This is a genomic window from Pedobacter hiemivivus, from assembly GCF_005144565.1.
GTDB lineage: Bacteria > Bacteroidota > Bacteroidia > Sphingobacteriales > Sphingobacteriaceae > Pedobacter > Pedobacter hiemivivus.
This window is the reverse complement of record NZ_SWDX01000003.1, coordinates 474,431-497,223: the sequence shown is the minus strand read 5'-3', so window position 1 is coordinate 497,223 and position 22,793 is coordinate 474,431. Positions and strand designations below refer to the sequence as shown.

The 22,793-nt window shown below is 38.9% G+C and carries 24 protein-coding genes and 1 tRNA gene; 9 read left to right on the top strand and 16 right to left on the bottom strand.

Annotated features, from left to right (window positions below; genetic code table 11):
- Positions 1 to 11: 11 nt before the first annotated feature.
- From FBD94_RS09280 to FBD94_RS09245, 8 genes are all read right to left on the bottom strand, one after another.
- Positions 12 to 776, bottom strand: coding sequence for an SDR family oxidoreductase (locus tag FBD94_RS09280; protein WP_136880002.1), 765 nt, complete (start codon positions 774 to 776; stop codon positions 12 to 14).
- 17 nt (positions 777 to 793) lie between these two features.
- On the bottom strand, positions 794 to 1,147 hold the full coding sequence (locus FBD94_RS09275) for a hypothetical protein (protein WP_131610348.1): 354 nt from the start codon (positions 1,145 to 1,147) through the stop codon (positions 794 to 796).
- A 17-nt stretch (positions 1,148 to 1,164) separates the two neighbouring features.
- Entirely contained in the window at positions 1,165 to 1,917 is a 753-nt protein-coding gene (locus FBD94_RS09270) for an SDR family NAD(P)-dependent oxidoreductase (RefSeq protein WP_136880001.1), read from the bottom strand.
- 13 nt (positions 1,918 to 1,930) lie between these two features.
- On the bottom strand, positions 1,931 to 2,710 hold the full coding sequence (locus FBD94_RS09265) for an SDR family oxidoreductase (RefSeq protein WP_136880000.1): 780 nt from the start codon (positions 2,708 to 2,710) through the stop codon (positions 1,931 to 1,933).
- 33 nt (positions 2,711 to 2,743) lie between these two features.
- The gene (locus FBD94_RS09260) at positions 2,744 to 3,118 is read right to left on the bottom strand and encodes a hypothetical protein (protein ID WP_131610351.1); all 375 of its coding nucleotides are present in this window, start codon (positions 3,116 to 3,118) and stop codon (positions 2,744 to 2,746) included.
- Between the two features lie 7 nt (positions 3,119 to 3,125).
- A complete protein-coding gene (locus FBD94_RS09255) occupies positions 3,126 to 3,728 on the bottom strand; it encodes a short chain dehydrogenase (RefSeq protein ID WP_131610352.1) in 603 nt (200 codons plus the stop codon).
- A 206-nt stretch (positions 3,729 to 3,934) separates the two neighbouring features.
- Positions 3,935 to 4,732 (bottom strand): type 1 glutamine amidotransferase domain-containing protein, encoded by a 798-nt coding sequence (locus FBD94_RS09250; protein ID WP_136879999.1) that lies wholly within the window; start codon positions 4,730 to 4,732, stop codon positions 3,935 to 3,937.
- Positions 4,733 to 4,913: 181 nt separating this feature from the next.
- Positions 4,914 to 5,867, bottom strand: coding sequence for an aldo/keto reductase (locus tag FBD94_RS09245; RefSeq protein ID WP_136879998.1), 954 nt, complete (start codon positions 5,865 to 5,867; stop codon positions 4,914 to 4,916).
- An 86-nt stretch (positions 5,868 to 5,953) separates the two neighbouring features.
- Here FBD94_RS09245 and FBD94_RS09240 point away from each other — a divergent pair, with 86 nt between their 5' ends.
- Positions 5,954 to 6,682, top strand: coding sequence for an IclR family transcriptional regulator (locus tag FBD94_RS09240; RefSeq protein WP_169472262.1), 729 nt, complete (start codon positions 5,954 to 5,956; stop codon positions 6,680 to 6,682).
- 93 nt (positions 6,683 to 6,775) lie between these two features.
- Positions 6,776 to 6,876, top strand: a tRNA-Ser gene (locus FBD94_RS25915).
- Between the two features lie 120 nt (positions 6,877 to 6,996).
- Here the strand turns inward: FBD94_RS25915 and bshB1 are convergent.
- From bshB1 to FBD94_RS09210, 6 genes are all read right to left on the bottom strand, one after another.
- Positions 6,997 to 7,743, bottom strand: coding sequence for a bacillithiol biosynthesis deacetylase BshB1 (gene bshB1 / locus FBD94_RS09235; RefSeq protein WP_136879996.1), 747 nt, complete (start codon positions 7,741 to 7,743; stop codon positions 6,997 to 6,999).
- A gap of 15 nt (positions 7,744 to 7,758) precedes the next feature.
- The gene (locus tag FBD94_RS09230) at positions 7,759 to 8,742 is read right to left on the bottom strand and encodes a type I glyceraldehyde-3-phosphate dehydrogenase (RefSeq protein WP_136879995.1); all 984 of its coding nucleotides are present in this window, start codon (positions 8,740 to 8,742) and stop codon (positions 7,759 to 7,761) included.
- Positions 8,743 to 8,823: 81 nt separating this feature from the next.
- Positions 8,824 to 9,690 (bottom strand): alpha/beta fold hydrolase, encoded by an 867-nt coding sequence (locus FBD94_RS09225; protein WP_136879994.1) that lies wholly within the window; start codon positions 9,688 to 9,690, stop codon positions 8,824 to 8,826.
- A 5-nt stretch (positions 9,691 to 9,695) separates the two neighbouring features.
- Positions 9,696 to 10,247, bottom strand: a complete 552-nt coding sequence (locus tag FBD94_RS09220; protein WP_136879993.1) for a carboxymuconolactone decarboxylase family protein — start codon at positions 10,245 to 10,247, stop codon at positions 9,696 to 9,698.
- A gap of 206 nt (positions 10,248 to 10,453) precedes the next feature.
- Positions 10,454 to 11,293, bottom strand: a complete 840-nt coding sequence (locus tag FBD94_RS09215; protein WP_136879992.1) for a helix-turn-helix domain-containing protein — start codon at positions 11,291 to 11,293, stop codon at positions 10,454 to 10,456.
- A 149-nt stretch (positions 11,294 to 11,442) separates the two neighbouring features.
- Positions 11,443 to 12,888 (bottom strand): aminotransferase-like domain-containing protein, encoded by a 1,446-nt coding sequence (locus tag FBD94_RS09210; RefSeq protein ID WP_136879991.1) that lies wholly within the window; start codon positions 12,886 to 12,888, stop codon positions 11,443 to 11,445.
- Between the two features lie 139 nt (positions 12,889 to 13,027).
- Between FBD94_RS09210 and FBD94_RS09205 the strand changes: the two genes are divergently transcribed.
- Positions 13,028 to 13,525: a quinol:electron acceptor oxidoreductase subunit ActD gene (locus FBD94_RS09205; protein ID WP_136879990.1), complete on the top strand. Its 498-nt coding sequence runs from the start codon at positions 13,028 to 13,030 to the stop codon at positions 13,523 to 13,525.
- Between the two features lie 56 nt (positions 13,526 to 13,581).
- Positions 13,582 to 14,850, top strand: coding sequence for a quinol:cytochrome C oxidoreductase (locus tag FBD94_RS09200; protein WP_136879989.1), 1,269 nt, complete (start codon positions 13,582 to 13,584; stop codon positions 14,848 to 14,850).
- Positions 14,851 to 15,179: 329 nt separating this feature from the next.
- On the opposite strand, the gene FBD94_RS09190 is transcribed toward FBD94_RS09200, so the two are convergent.
- A complete protein-coding gene (locus FBD94_RS09190; protein ID WP_136879987.1) occupies positions 15,180 to 16,073 on the bottom strand; it encodes a winged helix-turn-helix domain-containing protein in 894 nt (297 codons plus the stop codon).
- A gap of 103 nt (positions 16,074 to 16,176) precedes the next feature.
- Between FBD94_RS09190 and FBD94_RS09185 the strand changes: the two genes are divergently transcribed.
- Positions 16,177 to 17,247 carry a ligand-binding sensor domain-containing protein gene (locus FBD94_RS09185; protein WP_136879986.1) on the top strand — a complete coding sequence of 357 codons (1,071 nt, stop codon included), beginning with the start codon at positions 16,177 to 16,179 and terminating at the stop codon, positions 17,245 to 17,247.
- A 74-nt stretch (positions 17,248 to 17,321) separates the two neighbouring features.
- Here the strand turns inward: FBD94_RS09185 and FBD94_RS09180 are convergent, their stop codons facing one another.
- Positions 17,322 to 18,065, bottom strand: coding sequence for an SDR family oxidoreductase (locus FBD94_RS09180; RefSeq protein WP_136879985.1), 744 nt, complete (start codon positions 18,063 to 18,065; stop codon positions 17,322 to 17,324).
- A 104-nt stretch (positions 18,066 to 18,169) separates the two neighbouring features.
- Between FBD94_RS09180 and FBD94_RS09175 the strand changes: the two genes are divergently transcribed.
- From FBD94_RS09175 to FBD94_RS09160, 4 genes are all read left to right on the top strand, one after another.
- Entirely contained in the window at positions 18,170 to 18,520 is a 351-nt protein-coding gene (locus tag FBD94_RS09175; RefSeq protein ID WP_136879984.1) for a winged helix-turn-helix transcriptional regulator, read from the top strand.
- 27 nt (positions 18,521 to 18,547) lie between these two features.
- Complete coding sequence (locus FBD94_RS09170) at positions 18,548 to 19,513, top strand: SAM-dependent methyltransferase (RefSeq protein WP_136879983.1); 966 nt, start codon at positions 18,548 to 18,550, stop codon at positions 19,511 to 19,513.
- A 354-nt stretch (positions 19,514 to 19,867) separates the two neighbouring features.
- Positions 19,868 to 21,307, top strand: a complete 1,440-nt coding sequence (locus FBD94_RS09165; RefSeq protein ID WP_235884419.1) for a sulfatase family protein — start codon at positions 19,868 to 19,870, stop codon at positions 21,305 to 21,307.
- A 26-nt stretch (positions 21,308 to 21,333) separates the two neighbouring features.
- A complete protein-coding gene (locus FBD94_RS09160; protein ID WP_136879981.1) occupies positions 21,334 to 22,791 on the top strand; it encodes a Gfo/Idh/MocA family protein in 1,458 nt (485 codons plus the stop codon).
- The last annotated feature ends 2 nt before the right edge of the window (positions 22,792 to 22,793 follow it).

The window sequence follows — 22,793 nt, the reverse complement described above, 5'->3', positions numbered from 1 at the left end:
CAAGTTATTTTTTATAATGCCTGACCGCCAGATATTTCAATACGTTGCCCGTTTATCCAGTACGCATCATCTGTGCAAAGAAATGCAACAATCCCGCCAATATCATCGGGTAAACCTACACGGCCTAATGCTGTAAGGCCTGCAACGTGGGCATTTATCTCTTTATTGTCACGGGTACGCCCACCCCCAAAGTCAGTTTCAATAGCTCCGGGTGCAACTACATTTGCACGTATTTTTCTTCCCCCTAATTCTTTTGCCAAATATCGGGTAAAAATCTCAATGGCTCCTTTCAATGAAGCATATACAGCGGAACCAGGGAATGTAAGACGTGCCAACCCCGATGATACATTGATGATTCCACCACCATCATTGATAAATGGAATAAATTTTTGCGTTAAGAAAAACACGCCTTTGTAATGGATGTTAAATGTGTCGTCCAACTGTTGTTCGGAAGTTTCTGTAATAAGCGAATACAAAGCTGTACCTGCATTGTTTATCAGAAAGTCAAAATTTGTGCTTCCTGTATGTTCCTGTAAATACGCTGTTGTTTGTTTAACGAAGCTATCAAACGCAGTTACGTTGCTTGTATCTAATTGAAAAGCAATAGCTTTTTGCCCTATTGATTCAATTTCTGCCACAACGTTGCCGGCTGCTTCTTTATTGGAATTGTAGGTAATCACAATATCAATTCCTTTTTTGGCAAGTGCCAATGCCATATTTTTTCCCAAGCCACGGCTACCACCTGTAACCAATGCTATCTTTGTTTTTGCGCTCATACTTTGAATTTTTGAATTTAGTTTTTAAAAGGATGTTTTAGCCATATCATCAGCAATGGCATGATCAGGAAAGGAATTTCAATCAACGCAGTTTTATAATTACCCGTCTTTAACGATAAGGCCATTATGGTTAAGATTAAAAAGGCATTCATCAGATTGCCTATGAAGAATGTTTGTGGAAATAAAATCAACAATGCGATTGCTATTGAAACTATAGCGATCAAAGGAATGAATGTCTTCTGTATTCCCAAATCATTCATCATTTGTGCCTGTGCCGGATGATTATTGATATGTAACGCTTCCCAACCGTGTTTGAAACTAAAATAGGCAGTGATACCTATCAATAGGCCGCTAATTATTTTCGCTGTCATTGTATTCTTTTATGTTTTTATTGACTTCCTCCGCCATTGACGATTAAGTGTTGCCCGCTTACAAACGATGATAAATTCGAAGCAAAAAATACTGCTGCATTTGAAACGTCTTCAACGGTTGCCATTCGCTTCATAGGGTTCATATCCGAAAGCCATTTCAGTTCAGGTGTATGAGTGTCCATTCCTGTAAAAATCCCAGCATTTGCTACCGCATAAGGTACAATGGAATTTACTGTTACACCACGATAGCCGATTTCTTTCGCTAAAACCTCAACGAGGTAATTAGGTGCTGTTTTACTTCCGCCATATACTGCAAAGCCCGGAAAAGGAGAGGCGGCCGAAGTTGAGGAAATATTTATGATCCTTCCGTTGTCTTCAATATTTTTTGCAGCGCATTGTATCGTAAAGTAAGTTCCCTTTGTATTTATCGCAAAAAGTCTGTCAAATTGCTCTTCCGTAAAATCAGTTACAGGTACGTCCGCCAATTCAACACCAGCATTAGCCACTACAATATCAATTTTTCCAAAGGCTTTTTTTGCTTCGGCAAACAAGTTTTCTATATCTGCCGGTTTGCTGATGTCAGCCTGAACAGCAATTACCCGAACGCCCAAAGCCTGAATATTTACAACAGCTTCATTAGCAGAAAAACTATCTTTTGAATAGTTGATTATAATGTCCGCTCCTAAACCTGCAAAACGTTCTGCAATTGCCCTACCTAATCCTCTTGCCGAGCCTGTTATCAGGGCTACTTTATTTTTTAGATCTGTCATGAGTTCAACTTTTTTACGGTTGTGAATAAATATTCGCCCCTACTTTACTCATCTCTTTCAGGATAAGTTTAGGTGCCAAACGGCTCATTATTCTTAGTATTCTTCCAAAGCCCGGCGCTATTTCGTAACTGTCTTTCTTTAACCCTTTAATAGTAGCATCAATAATTTTTTCAGGTGTTGCCAATAGTTTAGGATTAAAACCATCCACGTTCACAAATTGGTCATTCAATGGAGTGCTTGCGGCTGGTGCAACCAATTCAAAAACTTTGATTTTTGTTTTTTGCAACTGTACCCTTAAAGAAACCGTGTAGAAATGCAGGCCTGCTTTTGAAGCACTATAAATCGGGGAATAGGGAGACGGTACATAAGCAATTCCCGAAGAAACATTTAGGATAGCCGGATTTAACTGTTTTTTCAAATGGGGTAAAAATTGTTGTACCATTCGTATCGGCCCCGATAAATTGATTGCAATTTCCCTATTGATATCATCTAAACCAATGGAAGTATCATGTAAGCTCATCTTTCTCATCTCACCTGCATTGTTTATTAGGAAATTAAGTTTGGGAAACTGGGTGGTAACTTTTTCGTAAAGCTCAATTATAGACGCAGCGTTACCTACGTCATTTTGAATGGTATGTACTTGCGGAATTTGCTTTTTGACTTCATCTAATTTCGCCTGGTTTCTTCCTGTTATAATAACCTGGTTACCTAAAGCAATAAACCTTTTAGTAAGTTCCAGGCCGAAACCACTTGTTCCGCCTGTAATGAGTATGGTGTTATTATCTAAATTCATTTTTATTGATATAATCTATGAAGTATGCTTTATTCAATCTGTATGCACAATCTTTAAAAAAAGTTCGTTGGCAAGGGCTATCCGTTTCAGTTTAAAATATTGATTTGTAGCTATAGTATCTTTACCGATTACGATTTTGCTTTTCATCAATAGGTTATTCAACTCCTGTTTATCACTATAAGTCCATTTAGTTTTATCGTAATAGATGACCAATTTTCTATCGCGACCTTCTTTTGGAATATAAATTACCCTCTTGGAATTGTTAAAGAATTTATTCTCTATGGTATTCGGAACCATTAGTGTTAATGCTACATCTAACCTGTTACTGATATATAGTGATTTCTTTGATAAGTTACATGAAGACAATATCATCAGGAGACAAACGTAGAGAAAAGAAAGATTCTTCATGGTTTGGCTATACTTTAATAATTCTTCCTGTGATAACCCCTGAAATTGCCCTTTCATATGCTCTTGCTACTTTCCAGGCCTCAACTGGAATGAATCCTGGAAAAAATGGATGATAGTCCTCGGATTCCGTCAAAACAGTTGGGCTAATGCAGTTTATACGAACACTTTTGGGAAGTTCGTTTGAAGCTGCTTTTACAAAGCCTTCTATACCGCCATTTATTACTGTACCGATTGTGCCGCCTAAAATAGGCTCATCCGTTAATACACCCGAAACCAATGTGAATGAGCCACCTACATTGATATAAGGCAGGGCCGTGCGAACAACATTGATTTGCCCCATTAACTTACTGCCTAAAGAAAACGAGTAGTTTTCATCCGTCAGGTTTTCAAATGGAGCTGCCGCAACTTCGCCTGCTGTAATGCCAATGGAATCAAATGAGCCAATGTTTTTAAATAAGTTTGCAAGACTTTGTTTGTCCGAAATATCTGCCTGATAGTCGCCCGAGTTTCTTGAAACACGTATTACTTCGTGTCCAACTTCCTCCAGTCTATTAGCGACTTCTTTTCCAATAGTCCCACTTGCTCCGATTACAATTATTTTCTTAATCATTTCTTTGAAATTTAACAATGTAAAGTTCTGTAAAAGAGAATGTTCAGAGTTAACTGAATCTGCTTTTGTTGTAACCGGATTTTAGGTGAGATTAGTCGGTTAACCTGGGAATAGATTAACCAAACTATAAACGTTATAAAAATATTAAAGAAAATTTCAGTCTTTCTTTGGTGATTTCAAACCAGGACAACATCCTAGGATGTTATCTAACGATTTTTACTTTTTAACTGCAATAAAATGGCTTCACCCACTGCTTTTGCAGACTGTGGGTTTTGCCCAGTGATCAGTCTGCCATCAACGACAACATGTGATTGAAAAGGCTCTGTTTTTTCATAAATGCCACCACGCTCTTTCAATTTATCCTCAAGCAAAAAAGGTACCACAGCAGTTAGTTTTACAATTTCTTCTTCCTGATTACTGAATCCATTTACTTTTTTGCCTTCTATCAGGTATTTTCCATTGCCTAGGCGAATATTTAACAAGCCTGCAGGGCCGTGACATACTCCGGCAACTACGCCATCTTGTTCATATACTTTGGCTACAATACCTGCAATAGTTGTATCATTTGGTAGATCCCACATCGCTCCATGACCACCGGCAAAATAAATGGCCGCATAATCTTGCGGTTTTACATCCACTGGTTTCAAACTGTTGCTTATTTTTTTATGATAATAAGCATCCTCCCAGAATTTCTTATTAACTGAGTCGGTTAAATCAAAAGCATCTACAGGGGGATTGCCTCCTTTAGGACTTACAAAATCTATTTCATAACCGGCTTCAACAAGAACCTCCCAGGGATGGGAAACCTCGCCTAGGTAATATCCAGTCTTCTTGCCTGTATTTCCTTTGATACCATGGCTGGTCACCACGAAGAGAATTTTCTTTTTTACAACCTGTTTTTCTGTTTGCAGGCTAATGGTTTGCTGTTTGGAACGCTGACTTACACAGCTTGTAAACGCTATAAAACAGATAAGACAGCATAAGGTATTAATTAACTTATTCATAATTGATTTTTTAGGAAGTTGAACCGATATAATGATAATATTCGATTTTTGATTATATCAGGCAGAATACCATGGAGCTAAACACATCGAAATACTCTGTTTTAAAATAACAAAAGTGTCCCTTTAAATTATCCAACTTTTGGGGCACTTCAGGAAATAGTCCTGTTAAACTATTAAGGAATTATAGACTGCTTGCAGTTGCCAACAAGGTTATATCCTCATGGTCTAAAGTAATTGTGGTCGCCTTGATTAAATCAGCCAGTTGATCTATGTTTGTTGCACTTGCTATAGGAGCTGTGATTCCAGGTTGTTGTATAACCCATGCTAATGCAATGCTTCCAGCAGTAGTCTCATGCCTTGCTGCAACGTTATCAAGCGCATTAAGTATATTAAAACCACGATCTGTAAAATACTTTTCTACAAATCCAGCCCTCTTGCTATCTTTAATATCATCTAAACTCCTGTATTTGCCCGTAAGAAAACCGCTTGCAAGAGAAAAATAGCTAATCACACTTAAATTATTGGCCGAAGTTATTGGTCTAATATTTTCTTCAAAATCAGCCCTGTCATACAAATTATACTCTGGTTGAAAGGTTTGATAAATAGGAAGGTTATTGTCACGACTAACTTGCAAAGATTCTTCAAGGCGTTCTGGAGTGAAATTAGAAGCGCCGATAATTCTTATCTTTCCTGCTTTGATCAGGGAATCATACGCAGCCAAAGTTTCCTCTATTGGTGTCTCCGAATCATCGTAATGTGATTGATAAAGATCAATATAGTCTGTATTTAGACGTTTTAGAGAAGCTTCTGCTGCACTAATGATATATTTTTTACTTAGTCCCTTTTTGTCAGGTGCTAACTCCGCACCCAACTTAGTAGCCAACACAACCTTATCTCTCTTACCACATTGTTTAAGCCATTTTCCAATAGCCAACTCCGATTCTCCACCTACATGTCCATCAACCCATTTAGAATAAACATCCGCAGTATCAATAGCATTGAAACCTTGTTCAGTAAAATAATCTAATAACTTAAAGGCCATCGCCTCATCAGTCGTCCATCCGAAAACATTTGTTCCTAATATCAGTGGTGCAATCTTAATTTCTGATGCACCTAATTTTCTATTTTCTAACATGTCATTATATTTTGTCCACCAAAAGTACGCCATAGATGGCTTTTATTGAAACATAAAATAATAAAATGTATATTTGTTCATTATTAATGAAAAATATGATTCAGTCTGTACAAAGAACCTTTCAAATTTTAGAATATATAGCCGCAAATGGGAATTTCATTCGAGTTAATGACGTAGCAAAAGCCTTAGAATTGGAGAAGACAACCGTATATGGTTTTATAAAAAGTCTTAAAGAATTAGGATACTTAGAGCAGGACGAAATGAGCCCAAGGTATAGGATTACTTCCAAATTGGAATGTTTATATGCACCTCCATTTTCACTCATTGAGTTGAAACAAGAATTGCGACCAATTTTAGAGAAGATAACAGCCGCTACACATGAATCATCCTATCTGGCTATACAAATGGGTTATTATTATAGACATGAATTAAAATGTGAACCTAATAGGGCTGTAAAAATTACACTTAATATGGGGCGAGATTACGAAATGAACACTACTGCTATTGGTAAAGCATTTTTGGCTTATTCCGAACATTTGCAGCGTAATTTATTTGATTCCCAAAATGATCAATCTGCATTAACAGCAGAAGTAGCCAACATTAAACAAATTGGATATGCCCTGGATATTGGGGCGTATGATCCTGACCTGAACTGCGTAGCTATGCCTATTTTCTTTAAAAATAAAGTCATAGCAGTACTTTGTGTATCTGGTCCCTCATATAGGTTCAAGCGAGAACAGTTCATCGAAACACTGAAAGTCATGAATATACTTTTAGGCGAGCAGGGTAAATATACAACACAAGTAAAATTATAAAATGCATTCAAATAAAACGGATTACTTAACTATAATAGTGTTACTCATATGTAACGTTACCATGTTGCGGTGTAAAAATTATTGTGTATTTTAGGGCATTGTTGAACAGAAACGGTGATTTTTGCCATAAAACATACAGAGAGTCTATAAGACTCATAATCTTTTGGTCGATGGTTCGAGCCCATCATGGCCCACTAAAGTGGTCAAGTCTGAAAATTCAGATTTTGACCACTTTTTTTTTCTGATCACATAATCAACATATGTCGATTGTGTGATCAGAAATCTGATAAGAATAAACGATGTCATGCGTTGTATTACAATAGCTCTAAAAGGTTTGTTGTGCCTACGTAGCGTTCCGTAGTAAATCCCTCTGCATACCTCACATTTATCGCCCTGCCAAAAATACAATTTGTACTTTCAATTTGTTTCAAGAGTGAAATGGTTCCATTTGCCTGCTGATCTACAGCTGAAATGAACTGAGTTTGGTAGGTCTTGATCGCTGACATTTTCTGTTTATAAAAAGCACTGATGTCAACGACAATATTAGGTTCTATAAAATAGTCCTGTATGTAATGGTACACAGCCTTTGACCTCCAGGGTTTCTGCAAAATACCATCATCTATCGTTTCTACTTTCTTTAGGCCAGATAAAAATGATGCTTGTGAAACTAGGTCAGATGCTTTCTGGTGATCTGGATGTCTGTCGTTTATGGCATTGGCCAGGATGATCTTCGGACGGTAGCGCCGGATTAAACGGATGATTTCTAACCGGTTTTTTTGGCTATTTTCTATATTTCCATCTCCCATATCCAATTGTATCCGATCCTGCAATCCCAATATTTTTGATGCCAGTTCCGCCTCTTGCTTACGCGAAACCGGATCGCCAAAAGTTCCCATTTCACCCCTGCTAAGGTCTGCAATTACTACTTTACCACCGGATGCAGTTGTGCTCAGCACAACTCCACCGGCGGCACACTCTACATCATCTGGATGGGCGCCAAATGCCAGTATATCAATACTTGTGTCGTTCAATTTATTTAAATTTACATTTAAATTTATCATGATGTTATTATCTATTTATAAAGATTGAATCTGTCTAATCATTTGGCTGGTGAATCCCCATTCGTTGTCATACCATGCCATAACTTTGACCAGATCCCCATCAACAACTCTTGTCAGTTCCAAATCGACGATAGCGGCATAGGGACTTTTTATGATATCTGTCGATACGAAAGGTTCATCTGTAACACTTACTATTTTATTGTAACGTTTTGATGCGGCCTCTTCGATTAATACAGCGTTGATTTCTTCTATAGTTGTTGGACGTTCAGCAATGAACGTAATGTCAGAGATAGAACCTACAGTTACAGGTACTCTGATGGCAATGCCGTCAAATTTACCTGCATATTGTGGTAATGCCCGGGTTGTTGCTATTGCAGCCCCTGTAGCTGCCGGAGCTAGGTTAATACCTGCCGCTCTTCCCATTCTTGGTTCTTTTCTGGACGGAGAATCCACTAAACTTTGGGATGCGGTATAAGCATGTGTAGTATTGAGTATTGCTTTTTTAATTCCAATTCTTCGTCCCAGTATCTCTATAATCGGACTGATGTTATTGGTTGTACAGCTGGCACAGGAAAAAACAGCCACGTTTCCGTCCTCTGTGTTTACTCCGTGTACAACAGTTGGGGTATCTTTAGTTGGTCCGGAAATAACTACGAAGTGAGCCCCTGCTTTAAGATGTTTTTCTGCATCCGTTTTATTGGTGAATACACCGGTACTTTCCACCACTACATCAACATGGAGTGCTTTCCATGGTAATTCAGTTAACTCCTTAATAGAAGAATATTTTATCGATTTACCATTGATGTAAATTAGGTCGTTCTTGTACGATACGTTTTTTTCAAAAGATCCATAGATACTATCGTGCTTCAATAAGTATACAGCATTTTCAATACTCATTAAGTCATTTATTCCTACTACTTCAAGATCTTCAGTATCTAATATAATCTTTAGTGTTGCCCTGCCTATTCTTCCAAATCCATTAATTGCTATGCTTTTCATTATCTGTTAGTTTAAATCCACTATTTTTTTAGAAAAAGTATTTATGTCGCAACAGAAATTGCGACATAAATGATGACCTGCTTATTTTACTACTTTTCTTTTCAGGAAGTCTCCGATGATTTCAGCGATTTCAGTTCCATGGCTTTCGAGTGCGAAATGCCCTGTTTCAAAGAGATGGAATTCCAGGTTTTTCAGGTCTTTTTTAAAGGCCTCTGCGCCTGATCCGGGGAAGATGTAGTCGTTTTTTCCGTAGACGATCAATGTTTCTGGCTGATGGTCCCTGAAGTACTGCTGCCATTTCGGGTAAAGTGTCAGGTTGTTCTGGTAGTCATAGAACATAGCGAGCTGTATAGCTGCATTTTCGGGTCTCTCCAGGTGTCTGAGGTCGATCTCCCAGTTGTCGGGGGAAATTGCTGACACATCTGGCACACTGTGCGTATACTGCCATTTCAACCCGTTTGCATCATGGAATGTACCCAGTGTTGCTTCCGCTTCCTTATCGTTGATGTCCTTCCAATATGCTTTGATCGGATCCCAGAAGGCTTCCAAGCCTTCCTCGTAGGCACATCCATTTTGGATGATCAGGGAGTCCACTTTTTCAGGATTTGCGCTCGCAATCCTGAAGCCTACAGGTGCTCCGTAGTCCATCAGGTACAGGCTGTACTTTTGGATTTGGAGTTCAGATAGGAGCGTGGTCACTATTTTCGCATAATTGTCAAATGTGTATTCGAATTCTGCAATAGGTGGTTGTTCGCTTCTGCCATAGCCTGGATAGTCAGGTGCGATCAGATGGTAACGGTCAGAGAGGTCGCTGATCAGGTTTCTGTACATGTGAGAGGAGGTAGGATAGCCGTGCAGCAGCACTAGTGTAGGTTTATTTTTATCGCCTGCTTCTCTGTAGAAAATTTCCAATCCCTGGATTTTTCTGGTGTTATACGTAGTTTTCATAATGTTTAATGGTTGAGTTTTTGAATTGGTGTAAGTTTTGGAAAATCGATGTCTGTTCCGGCAACGATGTTTAGGTAATTGGTATAGATGCTTAGAGAGACTTTGGCCACGATCTCGACAATTTCTGCATCACTGTATCCGGCAGCTTTAATGTCTTCAATTACGGTGTCTGAAACGTGTCCCCTGTTATCGAGAATAGCTTTTGCAAAACCAAGAGCAGCATTTATTTTGGGATCAGCAGATATTCCTGATCTGGCATCATTTATAGCTGCTGCTTCCAATCCGATTTTACTTCCGATGTAACTGTGTGCGGAGTTGCAATAATTACAACCATTCTCATTCGCCACAGTCAGGGAAATCAGCTCTCCCAGTTTAGTTCCGATAGAAGAATTGTTCAGCGCAGCATTAAATCCCAGATATCCGTTGAGTGCTGCTGCTGAGTTTCCCATGGTTCTCATCATGTTGGGGATCATACCCATTTTACTATTGACTGAGTCAAATAACTCTTTAGTTTTTCCGGTAGCTTCTTCCGGATTTAAAGCTTTTAAACGTGCCATAACAGTACTGATTAAATTGTTAAGATATTTTATTTGTATTTTCATAACAAAGTTGCATGATAAAGTCATGTGTCAGATAGGCACGTTTTCCCGAAGAGTTGGCATTTCTTCCTAAGTGCGATTAATGCCATTCAGAAGGAGTAGAGATAAAAAAAAAGCATGGCATGGCCATGGTCGTGTCAAAACGATTCAAAAATCAGATCGGTTTAGTTTTGCAACATGCTAAACTTTTCCCGGTATTGAACAGGGGATATTCCTTCCTTATTCTTAAAAAATCGGCTGAACGTCTGAATGTCTTCATAACCAAGCTGGTAGGCGATTTCTTTGATCGAAAGGTTTGTGTAGTTAATTTGTCTTTTTGCATGAATCATGATTCGATCATGAATAATGTTTAGCGGTGCACGATCGGAGACAAGAGAAAAAAGGTTCGAGAGCGTTTTTGGGGATTTATTGAGTTTAGATGCATAAAAGGCTACATCATGATGCTTCGAGAAATGACCTTCAACGAGATAGTTGAATTCTCTGATAATATCAGATTGGCTTTTCTCAAGCTTATCGAAATTGTTGGATTTTTTTAATATTCTGACCGAAAGAATGAGCATTCTCTTGAGCATCGATTGCAACATGTCTTTTTGCAGCGTATCTTTTTGTTGCATTTCGGAACAAAAGATGTTCCAGGAAAATTCAAAGTCTTTAACAGCACTGTCATCCACCGAAATAACGGGCACAGCTGAAGCACCGAAAAAGAGCATTCCCTTGCTGCCGACTTCATTGTCGTGGTTAACAACACAATAAAACGGCTGATTAAAACGTACCATTCTTGCTGTTTCCAAATCAATGGTGTCAATTTTATGAAACTCAGTTAGGAAAACAATTTGGTTTTTTGACAATTGATAGGAAATTTTATCGATTGTAATGTTCATGCGACTACCAGTATTCCATATGAAGGTCATATCTGTTTCGTGAATATCGAAAACGGTGTCACTGTTTATTTTGTTCAATTCGATTACACTCAGGCGTTCTTTTGAATTATTTTCAAAGACCATGATTTACTTTGTTAGCAAGATAAATATACTTTTGTTTTTTGAATTAAACAACAATAATTGTCTATTCCGGACGCTCGCTATAGGTATTGACGCAGCGCTTTTCAAGCAAAAATATGTGCCTATCTTCGTGAAAATAACGGCAAAGCCAATCATCTCTGAGGGTTATTATAATTAATAATAAGCGTTCCTAGTTTTTTTAGATGTTTGTCAATCTTTGGAGTCCACAACAGGCAATAGTTTAGGCGGATGAAATTATTGTATTGATTTGATGCAGTGAATATTTGCCCGGGACAAATGCCAATGCCCTGGTCAATCGCCCTTCTTTGCAACTCTAAAGCATCGATATGGGCTGGTAATTCCATCCAAAGACACAGCCCTCCTTTGGGTGTAGAAATTTTAATATCTGGGGGATAATGATTGTTAATGGAGTCCATGTAACGAGCTAAATTTTGCTGCATAGCAGTTTTCATTCTTTTTAAATGGGAATTGTAAAGTCCTGTTTCTAAAAAGCGGCCTATCGCATCCTGTAATATACCATTTGTGAAGAAATTGGACATATATTTCAGCCTTTTTATTTTTTCATGGTATTTGCCCCCCGATACCCATCCAATTCGGAAACCCGGGCCGAGTGACTTGGAAAAAGAGGTGCAGTAAAGTACATTGTTGTCCAGATCATAGGCTTTGGCAGGTAAAGGTCTGGGATGTGTAAAACTTAAATCTCCCAAAGCATCATCCTCTATCAACGGAATATTATTTTTCTTTAATATTTCTAATAGTTTTAGGATGTTTTCTTTTGGCATCGCACAGCCCATTGGTGCGTTTATTACAGTCGTGAGCACACAGGCGGTCACTTTGTGCTGCGCTATGGCAAACTCCAGTTGATCCAGGTAGAGACCAGTCTCCGGGTGCACCGGAACCTCAAGCGCCAGCAGATTCCTTAATGCCAGGCTTTGAAGGATTCCATATGGAGCGGGGGACTCAATTAAGATAATATCTCCTGGTTGTGCAATGGCATCCAGGCATAAGTTGATTGCTTCGGTACAACCATTTGTAACCAGTACGTGTTCTGTAGAGAGGCTTAGCTCCCAATCAAACGTTTGCCGTGCAATCTGTTTTACCAATCTAGGATGCCCTTCAATTAATGGGTATTGAAAACTGTCACTATTTGTGTCTTTTAATGCATCCCTTACTGCTTTACTTATTCTTGAAATTGGCAACAATTCATTAACAGGGGCAAAAATGAAAAAATTTACCAATCCGAATTGCTTCATATTCACAAGCATATTCGCAATCATTGTATTTAGGGTCACATTGATTGGGAGCGGGATGTATTTGTCATTATGTGGTTTTTGGATTAAATTGTTTTTAGTTGTTGCATTGACAAAATAACCTGATTTTGGCCGGGAAATAACTAATCCCTTAGCTTCCAGGGTACGGTATGCCTGGAGGGCTGTTGCCAGACTAACTTCCAGTTCTTTGCATACTTGTCTTAATGAAGGAACTCTATCCCCCGGCTTAAGGTTTAAATTTTTGATGATACTCTGGATTTTATCTACTATTTCTTCGTACCGAAATAAGTCGTGCTCATTTTTCATAAAACAGTATTAACCTAAGGTCAAAATTAACAAACTGTTCTGGTTTTTTTGTTAAAAGCTGTATCTGTTTTTTTATTTCATAATGAAATAACTTTGTAACAATAAATTGAGAGCAGATGACGAACGGAGCAATGATATTATGAGGAAAAGTAAATCAATTTTACTGCATTTTTACGACCTGGACGATCTATTTCATGGAATTGAGGTGCTGCAACATCATAAGGTTCCTATTTTCGAGGTATATATGCCCAAGCATGTGTACGGAATTGAATTCAAACTCCAGATAAAGAAGATCCGTCTAGGTTATTCGATTTTAAAATATGGATGTCTGGGTGGGGTAGCATTTAGTTCACTGGGGTATTGCCTTTTTGCAACAGGCAGCTCCAATATTATCAACGGAAAATCTCTTTTTTCCCTATTTCTTAATTTACTTATAATCACTGTTACCTATTTTTTCTCCACTCGTTTATTTCCCGGAGCCGCGCCAAAACTGATCAAGCTAAAACGACATGACAATAAATACCTAATGGTGGTTAAGGCGAACAGCATTGTTTCTAATGAAGATATTATCTGTCTTTTCAAATACGCGGAAGCTGTTGAAATAAGTTCAGCTATAAAAGATATGATAACGGCATAAATAACAGAAAGAAATAAAGAATCAGAAAGTTTAATTCAACATAATAATTTATAACAATGACAAATCATAGTTTCGACGAACAGTTCATATTTAAGCGCAAAACCAGGGCTTGGACTTTTGTATTGATTACAATCGGTATAACTGGCACATTATATGGCTTTTTATCAGGTAGCGCTGAGCGGACATTTTCAAATTTACTGTTAATGGGGTATTACTTTGCAGCAATATGTATTTTTGGGGTTTGCTTTTGTGCAATTCAATATGTATCACAGGCTGGCTGGTCTGCTTCTATACTAAGGATTCCCCAGGTATTTGCCAGATTGCTTCCCGCTGCATCCGCTATACTGTTAATTATTATTGCTGCCGGAATATTTACCACCCATACCGGTCTCAATGAAGAAGGAAAAGAAGTAATATTGCCGTATCTCTACAAGCTTTGGGCCGCGCAAGGTATTACTTCACCAGCGAGTGAAAACTATGATGCGCTCATTGCCGGAAAATCAGCCTATTTAAATATACCATTCTTTTTTATCCGTTTAGTTAGTTACCTGTCGGCATATAGCTTTTTAGGGTGGTTGCTTGTAAAATACTCAAGAAATGAAGACGAGATCGGCGGAATACTGAATCATAAAAAGAGTTTTAAGATTTCCTGCATTTTTCTAGTAGTCGTTGGTTTTACTGTTCCACTATTCACTTTTGATACCATCATGTCATTAGAAGCACACTGGTTCTCAACTATGTTTGGATGGTATAATTTTTCCGCTTTTTTAGTCACAGGACTCGCTGTCCTTACCTTAACCATTATTTACTTAAAAGAAGCAGGCTATCTGCAATGGGTAAATGAAAACCATTTGCACAGTTTAGGGTTGCAGGTATTTGGGTTTTCTATTTTCTGGACCTACTTATGGTTTGAGCAGTTTTTGTTACAGTACTATGCAAATATTCCTGAAGAGGTAGTTTATTTTTATAAAAGACAGGAACCCGAATTCAATATTTGGTTTTGGGCTAATATAGTACTTAATTTTTGTGTGCCTTTACTTGTTTTGATGTCGCGTGATGCTAAAAGGCAAATGAAATTAATGAAGTTTGTTTGTGTTACCGTTGTGTTAGGTCACTGGGTGGATTATTGGTTAATGATTATGCCAGGAACAACAGGCCCTCAGTCACATTGGTATACGGAAATCGGTTTTATTGAAGTTTCCATTTTCATAGGATTTGCTGGCTTATTTGTCAATCTTGTTTTAAGCTCGCTAAGCAAATTTAAAGCGCTTGCTCCCAAAAATCACCCCTTCCTCGAAGAGAGTGTTCATCACCATATTAATTAACTGATTATAAATAAAATATTATGTTAGAAATTGCTTTTATTCTGTTCATACTTTCAATTATTAATTGCTTTCAGGTTGCTGCAGGCATTCTTGCCATGCATTCGGGAAAGAGTTTTTGGCGTTGGTTCTGGATTTCCTTATTTCTTCCGCTTATTTCCATGATTATTTTAGTCACATTGTGGGATGAAAATAAAGCGAGGAACTAAGGTTGGTTGTTATAGATTGCATAACAGATTTCTATAGCTTTATAAGAAAACAAGTCGAATAAAATAAGAAGTCTGTAGTTTAGAAAGGCTCCTTTTAAAGGGGCCTTTCTCATTTCGACCTCCTCAACTGTTCGTAACTTCAAGCTTGTATCCTTTGCCGCGGATAACAGTAATGTTGATGTTTGGATCAAGTTCCAATTTTTTTCTAAGTTTTGATATGAACATATCCAGACTACGCCCTACAATAACGCCTTCATCTTCCCAGATCTCTTTTTGCAGCCGGCTTCTCTCTATAATCTCGTTAGGAGACAACGCGAAAATGCGTAGTACACGGGTTTCAGTTCCGGTCAAATCTATTGCTTTTCCGTTGATGATGAGCTTACGATTTTTCGCGTCGAACCTCACTGTGCCTAAAGTTAACATGTCACTATACTGACCGTCAGGTAAGGCTCTTCGCGGTTTAACCGATCTCAAAAATATAAAACCAACAAATGCTAAAAAGGGAAGGCCGCTGAGAATGTAACCTTTCGTAGTTGCATTTATACCTGTCGGTTTGAATTTAATGTTAATCCTGTAACATGCTCTGGGCTGCTGTCTTCCTATGCAGGCTACAATATCATCTTTTTTATTTTTGGATATAGCATATCCATAGGCTACACTAGAGTTTCCGCAGTTTAGAACGTTGACAACATAATCACTTGCCTGTGGGTCTTTGGCCAACAAACGCCGGGTAGTATTCACCAGGGAGTCGGGTAGAAAAGTAAGCTCATTCTCAAACCTGATCTGGTATTCATTTTCTGCGATCTTTTTTATCGGAAGCACCCTTGATTTACTATCGGCAGACTGTAAGAGCAGTTCATGTCCGATCCTGCGGAGCAAAACTTCCCTTCTGGAAATATCAAAATCTTCATTATCCTCCATACTGAAAGCCACACAGATTACAGAGATAAACAAGAGTATGATTGATCCGAACAGGTATTTGCGTTTCCCGGAGATGAGATTTTGGATAAGATGCATAGTGTCAAGTTTTTATTTACAAAGTTTACATTTTTATTTACAATCCTTATTCTTCAGAGGGAAAGATATCAAAGTAATTTCGGTGAATCAATTTTAATAGGATATGAAAAATAAAAGAAATGTTTTTTACAGCCTGCTGATCATACTGGCAGGAGTAATTTATTTTCCCGTACAGGCTCAACAAAAAAATGGCGCTCAAGATGTCGTTGAAACCAAAGACGTAACCACTTCTCAGGGCCCCAACAGCATCGTTCGTACAATCAAACAAGATAGAAAGGGCAACATTTGGATTGCCTCATGGGAGGGTATTTTTAAATATGATGGAAAATCTTTTACTAATATTAGCAGTAAAGTGAGTTCTGCCCGTTTTTTTTCTGTTTTAGAAGATAGAAAAGGAAATTTTTGGTTCGCTTCTATTGGCTCAGGTGTTTATTATTACAATGGAAAGTCCTTTCGAAATTTTACAACCAAGGACGGGCTTGCTAATGATCGGGTAACTAATATTTATGAAGATAAAACCGGTAATATCTGGTTTGGTACTGAAGGCGGAGCAAGTCGCTACGATGGGAAATCCTTTCAAAATTTTAAAATGAAAGAAGGGGCAGCCCATACTGATGCTGATTCTATCCACGTGTCATTTTACCAACAACCGCTTCCAGAAGGTCATTGGATGCATAATGATGTTAATTCTATTATTGAAGACAAAACAGGAAAACTTTGGTTTGGTACAAGGGGTTATGCCTGCGTTTATGATGGAAAGACATTTACCACTATAACCAATAAAGACGGAAAACCTTTTGCGAATGTTCGTTCGATAATCAAAGATAAAAAAGGCAATATTTGGCTGGGGGGCAATGATGGCCTTTGGCGCTATGACGGCAGTACATTTACCAATTTTACTCAGAAGTTTGTTGGTTATATCTACGAAGATAAAAAAGGAAACATTTGGACTAGTTCAGAAAGTGCTAATACCGCAGCTTGGGCACTTTCCCGTTATGATGAAAAGTCCTTCTCTAATAAAAAACCAACTGTAACTGAAATAACAAATAAACCAATGATCTTCGGGATTTTAGAAGATCATAAAGGAAATATTTGGTTTGGCGCTTTTGATGGAGTGTATCGTTATAATGGAAATACCATTACCAGCTTTAACGGTAAACAGAGCCAGAAGTAGTTGGGGTCACAATAAAAAAGCCGTTTTTCGATAAGAAAAGCGGCTTTTTTGTTTTTGAATTGTGATATCACACACTATTTTAATGCGTAGTTAAGGTAACCACCATCCACAATGATCTCTGTTCCTGTTATAAAACTTGCGGCATCAGAAGCCAGGAATAATACGGTTTTTGCAATTTCATCAGGATCACCAATTCGTTGCAGAGCTGTAGCCCCAGCCAAAAAATCTTTTGCTTCTGCAGGTACGGCATTTGATAAACCAGGGGTTAAAATAGGTCCCGGGCTAACAATGTTTACACGAATTTTTCTTCCCGCCAGTTCATTTGCTGCAATCTGGGCAATTTTATTCAATGCTCCTTTGGTTGCAGAATATACGCTGGCTCCTGAATTTGCAGCTGTTGCAACCGTTGACGAAGTGAAAACTACCGCTGCTCCATCTGCCAGGTGTGGAAGTAATTTTTGCAATGTGAAGAAATGCCCTTTAACATTGGTATTGAATTGGGCGTCAAAATTTGCTTCAGTTACTTTTTCTATTGGCTCAAATGTCGCAATTCCAGCATTCAGGAAAAGGACATCTAATTTGTTTCCAGTTTCTGCAACTGCTTTTTCCAGGATCGAAATGTCTTCGAGTTTTGAAGTGTCTGATACTACAGTAAACAATTTCGGGTTGTTTATTTCTGCCGTTGCTTTCTGCAGATTGTCGGCATTTCTGCCTGTAATCCAAACGTTTGCACCTGCGCTGATAAATGCTTTTGCTGTTGCTAGGCCTATTCCGGTAGTTCCACCTGTAATAACGACGTTTTTATTTGTAAAGTCCATGATTAGATTTTTAACTGTTTATGGTACAAAGTTAGAATAGGTAAATTTATTTTGGTTACTTTGTAACGAAAAGTAACAGTAACTTTCGGGTAACAAAGTAACTTATGACTGAAAATGAATGCCAATTAGGGCATAAAAAAGAGATTATGGCCATCCACGATGCGATGGATGTTTTGAATGGAAAATGGAAAGTCTCCATCATTTCTTCCATTTGCTATTATAACAAAAGAAGATTTTCTGACATTTTGAATGATGTACAAGGAATATCAAACAAAATGTTGAGTAAAGAATTAAAGGAGCTGGAAATCAATAAACTGATAAAGCGAACTGTATTAGATACTCAGCCTATATCTGTTCAATATAAATTAACAGAATATGGCATGACGTTAAAGACCATCATCAGCAACCTTGCTGAATGGGGTATAGAGCACCGTAAAGTAATTACTGGTAAATAGAATTAAACCATATAATTATTGATCAAATTGAAAAAAACAGAATTAAAAGAGCGACTGTCCCAGTATAGCATAGATATCCTCAATCTCGAAAACTTTCATGATAAACTCGCCCCTGCGGTAATGGGCTATGCTGATCTTTTATTTGAGGAATTCGATGTTAATGGTTCGGCTGGAAGAGAACATATTCAAACTCTTAATGGTAATGCAATAGGCACTTTTTGGGCCGCAAATTGTATCAGGGAGATTTTTAGAACCCAACGCTTTTCAAGGGCTCTTTATTCATCTGTGTTAGAAGCGATAGGCAAAAATAGAAGACCAATTCATGTTCTATATGCTGGAACCGGGCCATTCGCAGCACTCGCATTACCGATTATGATGATGCTCAAGCCTGAAGACGTACAATTTACATTTCTGGAGATTAACCCTGAAAGTATTGAGATACTAGAACAGGTTATCGACTTATTCGATTTGCATGCTTATGTTAAAAACATTCATCAATGTGATGCTTCGTTATGGGATGTGCCCTCATCTGGGATTGATATTGTGATAAGTGAAACGATGTCTCGGGCGCTGATTGCAGAACCTCAGGTGGCGATCATGCTTAATCTTGCAAGCCAATTGCCTAAAGAAGTTGTCTTTTTACCTGAAGAAATTAAAGTATCACTTTGCAAGCTAAGCAGAGGTTCTAGAGAACCGGAAAGAATTGCTGAATTAATCAATTTTAATAAAGAATCGATTTATTCCATTATCGAGAATTCCTCAATGAGAAACTGGAACTTTAACGATCAGAATATTCAAACCAACCTATCTGAAGACGACCAACTCTACTTTATGACGGAGATCAGGATTAATGATGGCAATATTTTAAATTTAAATGATAGCTCACTAAATCTGTTGGAGAAAATAAAGGTCAATAAAAAACAAGGAGTGATAAACTTGAATATTAAATACGCTCTGGATAAAAGGTCTGGTTTTAGGGTGATAGAAAAATAAAGAAGACAATTATCTATCTTTATAATTGGATAGAAACAAAAAAAATCCGTTTTTCATAAAGAAAAACGGATTTTTTTGTTCAAATACTTTGTTTGATGTTATAAGTTCTTTACTTTATGAATGGCCAATAATGGCTTTCTGAACAGGAAGCAAGAAAGTTTATTTGTTTGCCATTGTTGCTTTCATATCAGAATTCGAGAAATATTTTTTTTTGCTTTAAAGGAATCCGGCCCGACAATAGTCTTATAGTCAGAAGGTGAACTCATGAATATCGTATCGAAATTTTTAGTTATAGGATCTGTACTATTTTGTACATCCACGGCAAATGCACAAAAGTCAAAACCCAAACCTAATGTGATTGTAATCTACACTGACGATTTGGGTTTTGGAGATATTAGTGCCAATGGGACAACCGGGATCAATACCCCAAATATAGATCGTATTGCTAAGCAAGGCTTGCGGTTTACCAGGGCCTATGCAACTTCTGCTACCTGCACCCCTTCAAGATTTTCATTGCTTACCGGAAAATACGCATGGAGAAAAACCGGAACAGGGATCGCACCTGGTGACGCTGCCCTGCTTATTCCTACAGATGCAGAAACCCTGCCGGGGATGCTACAAAAAGCCGGATATCAGACTGCAGTCGTAGGGAAATGGCATTTGGGTTTAGGGCCGCAGGGAGGTCCGGATTGGAATGCAGACATTAAGCCTGGCCCATTGGAGATCGGATTTAATTATTCCTTCATTATGCCGGCAACTGCCGATAGGGTACCATGTGTCTACATGGAGGGCCATAGGATCGTAGATCTTGATCCGGCTGATCCGATCATCGTATCCTATAAGGAAAAAGTTGGGAGCGATCCGACAGGAACAGAAAATCCGGAATTGCTGAAAATGAAATATTCCCACGGACATGATGCTTCAATAATTAATGGAGTAAGCCGTATCGGCTGGATGAGCGGGGGTAATAAAGCACGCTGGATAGACGAAGATATGGCTGATGTTTTCACCAGCCGCGCGGTTAATTTCATCAACAAAAATAAGGATAAGCCTTTCTTTTTATATTTCGCAACTCATGACATTCATGTGCCCAGGCTTCCGAATTCCCGTTTTGCAGGCCAAAGCGGCATGGGACCCCGTGGGGATGCCATCCTGCAATTGGATTGGACCGTTGGGCAGGTTTTAAAGACCCTTGACAGCTTAAAGATCGCCAATAATACGCTCCTTATCTTTAGCAGTGATAACGGAGCCGTTATTGATGACGGCTACCAGGACCAGGCCGCTGAGCTGCTTGGAAAGCATACGCCTTCTGGCATAAGTAGGGGCGGAAAATACAGTGCGTTTGAAGGGGGAACCAGAGTTCCTTTAATCCTGAGATGGCCCGGAAAGATAAAAGCAGGAACAGTGTCAGACGCCTTGTTTAGTCAGGTAGATTTTTATGCCTCCCTTGCGGCGCTAAGCGGGCAGGCTATAACAGACAGTAATGCCCCGGACAGCTTTAATAGCCTGGGTACCTTACTGGGAGAAGGTAAAAGCCGGGAATATATTGTCCAACAGTCTATAAATAACACATTAGGAATCATCCAGGGTAACTGGAAGTACATCGAGCCAGGCAAGGGACCTGCCATAAATCCGCAGACAAAGATAGAATTAGGAAATAATCCTCAACCTCAGCTTTATAATTTAAAGAACGACAGTGGCGAACGGGACAATGTTGCGCATCTCTATCCGAAAGAAGTTAAAAAGCTTTCAGACATGCTGAAAGAAGTAAAAGAGAAAAGTCAGACCAGGTAAATAAAACCACTATACAAAATAATTTTATGTCAGATAGAAACGCCAAACAAGCAGGCAATACCCGCAGAGATTTTATAAAGACAACCTTTATGGCTGCTGCAGGTTTTATGATCGTACCCCGTCATGTTTTAGGTGGGAAAGGCTTTACAGCACCAAGTGACAAACTGATGATAGCAGCTGTTGGAGCAGGAGGGAAGGGCCAGTCGGATATTGCAAACTTTTATAAGAGTGGCAAGTCTGAAATTGCTTTTTTATGTGATGTTGATGATGCGCGTGCAGCAATAACGGTAAAAAATTTTCCAAAGGCAAAATACTATAAAGATTGGCGGGAGATGTATGAGAAGGAGCACAAAAATTTTGATGCAGTATCTATATCCACCCCTGATCATACGCACGCTGTGGCTACCATGGCGGCCATGCAGATAGGTAAGCATGTATATGTGCAAAAACCTATGACGCATGACATTTACGAGGCGAGGATGCTTACAGAAGCGGCTAAAAAATACAAGGTAGTTACCCAGATGGGCAACCAGGGTGCATCAAACGATGGAACAAGACAATTAAAAGAATGGTACGATGCAGGTATAATCGGTGATGTTCATACTGTTTATTGCTGGACTAACCGGCCAATATGGCCCCAGGGTATTCCATGGCCCGACCAGAAATCGGAGATACCAAAAGAGCTGGACTGGAACCTGTGGCTGGGTACAGCACCCGAAAAAAACTATGTAGATAAACTGGTTCCGTTTAACTGGCGCGGCTGGTGGGATTATGGTACGGGTGCCTTGGGCGACATGGGCTGTCACCTTGTTGAAGCGCCTTTCAGGGTACTTGACCTGAGCTACGTAAAGGATGTACAGGCTACGGTAGGTACGGTCTTTATAGACGCAATGAAACAGGGGTATTTCCCGGATAGCTGCCCTCCTTCAAGTCATGCCACGTTAACTTTCCCTAAAACAACCAAAACACAGGGCGAAATCACTTTACATTGGATGGATGGTGGGATACAGCCCGAGCGCCCGAAAGAACTAGGAGCAAATGAACTGTTTGGAGATGGTAAGAATGGTACCTTGTTTATCGGCACAAAAGGAAAAATGATGGCCAGCACCTATGGGGCAAATGCCCGCTTGCTTCCACTCAGTATGAACCAGGAAGTAAAAATAAAACAAACACTGGAAAGGGTTCCCGGACAATCCAATGGTCATTACGCACAATGGGTTGAAGCTGCTATCGCAGGTTATGGTAAAAAAGAAGTAAGCTCGCCATTTGAGATAGCTGGTCCTTTAACGGAAGCATTGCTGATGGCAAATCTTGCCATCCGTGGCTATGATATACAGGAAACGAAAGCTAGCGGAAAAGTTGATTACCCAGGCCGTTTTATCAAATATTTATGGGATAATGAAAATATGAAGGTCACCAATTTTAATGCAGTTAACCAATTTGTTAAACGCGAATACCGTCAGGGATGGTCCCTGGGAGTTTAAAC

Excerpts from the sequence above, each read along its gene's own strand:
- FBD94_RS09280 (WP_136880002.1), bottom strand. The coding sequence starts at position 776 with ATGAGCGCAAAAACAAAGATAGCATTGGTTACAGGTGGTAGCCGTGGC.
- FBD94_RS09275 (WP_131610348.1), bottom strand. The coding sequence starts at position 1,147 with ATGACAGCGAAAATAATTAGCGGCCTATTGATAGGTATCACTGCCTAT.
- FBD94_RS09270 (WP_136880001.1), bottom strand. The coding sequence starts at position 1,917 with ATGACAGATCTAAAAAATAAAGTAGCCCTGATAACAGGCTCGGCAAGA.
- FBD94_RS09265 (WP_136880000.1), bottom strand. The coding sequence starts at position 2,710 with ATGAATTTAGATAATAACACCATACTCATTACAGGCGGAACAAGTGGT.
- FBD94_RS09260 (WP_131610351.1), bottom strand. The coding sequence starts at position 3,118 with ATGAAGAATCTTTCTTTTCTCTACGTTTGTCTCCTGATGATATTGTCT.
- FBD94_RS09255 (WP_131610352.1), bottom strand. The coding sequence starts at position 3,728 with ATGATTAAGAAAATAATTGTAATCGGAGCAAGTGGGACTATTGGAAAA.
- FBD94_RS09250 (WP_136879999.1), bottom strand. The coding sequence starts at position 4,732 with ATGAATAAGTTAATTAATACCTTATGCTGTCTTATCTGTTTTATAGCG.
- FBD94_RS09245 (WP_136879998.1), bottom strand. The coding sequence starts at position 5,867 with ATGTTAGAAAATAGAAAATTAGGTGCATCAGAAATTAAGATTGCACCA.
- FBD94_RS09240 (WP_169472262.1), top strand. The coding sequence starts at position 5,954 with ATGAAAAATATGATTCAGTCTGTACAAAGAACCTTTCAAATTTTAGAA.
- bshB1 (WP_136879996.1), bottom strand. The coding sequence starts at position 7,743 with ATGATAAATTTAAATGTAAATTTAAATAAATTGAACGACACAAGTATT.
- FBD94_RS09230 (WP_136879995.1), bottom strand. The coding sequence starts at position 8,742 with ATGAAAAGCATAGCAATTAATGGATTTGGAAGAATAGGCAGGGCAACA.
- FBD94_RS09225 (WP_136879994.1), bottom strand. The coding sequence starts at position 9,690 with ATGAAAACTACGTATAACACCAGAAAAATCCAGGGATTGGAAATTTTC.
- FBD94_RS09220 (WP_136879993.1), bottom strand. The coding sequence starts at position 10,247 with ATGGCACGTTTAAAAGCTTTAAATCCGGAAGAAGCTACCGGAAAAACT.
- FBD94_RS09215 (WP_136879992.1), bottom strand. The coding sequence starts at position 11,293 with ATGGTCTTTGAAAATAATTCAAAAGAACGCCTGAGTGTAATCGAATTG.
- FBD94_RS09210 (WP_136879991.1), bottom strand. The coding sequence starts at position 12,888 with ATGAAAAATGAGCACGACTTATTTCGGTACGAAGAAATAGTAGATAAA.
- FBD94_RS09205 (WP_136879990.1), top strand. The coding sequence starts at position 13,028 with ATGAGGAAAAGTAAATCAATTTTACTGCATTTTTACGACCTGGACGAT.
- FBD94_RS09200 (WP_136879989.1), top strand. The coding sequence starts at position 13,582 with ATGACAAATCATAGTTTCGACGAACAGTTCATATTTAAGCGCAAAACC.
- FBD94_RS09190 (WP_136879987.1), bottom strand. The coding sequence starts at position 16,073 with ATGCATCTTATCCAAAATCTCATCTCCGGGAAACGCAAATACCTGTTC.
- FBD94_RS09185 (WP_136879986.1), top strand. The coding sequence starts at position 16,177 with ATGAAAAATAAAAGAAATGTTTTTTACAGCCTGCTGATCATACTGGCA.
- FBD94_RS09180 (WP_136879985.1), bottom strand. The coding sequence starts at position 18,065 with ATGGACTTTACAAATAAAAACGTCGTTATTACAGGTGGAACTACCGGA.
- FBD94_RS09175 (WP_136879984.1), top strand. The coding sequence starts at position 18,170 with ATGACTGAAAATGAATGCCAATTAGGGCATAAAAAAGAGATTATGGCC.
- FBD94_RS09160 (WP_136879981.1), top strand. The coding sequence starts at position 21,334 with ATGTCAGATAGAAACGCCAAACAAGCAGGCAATACCCGCAGAGATTTT.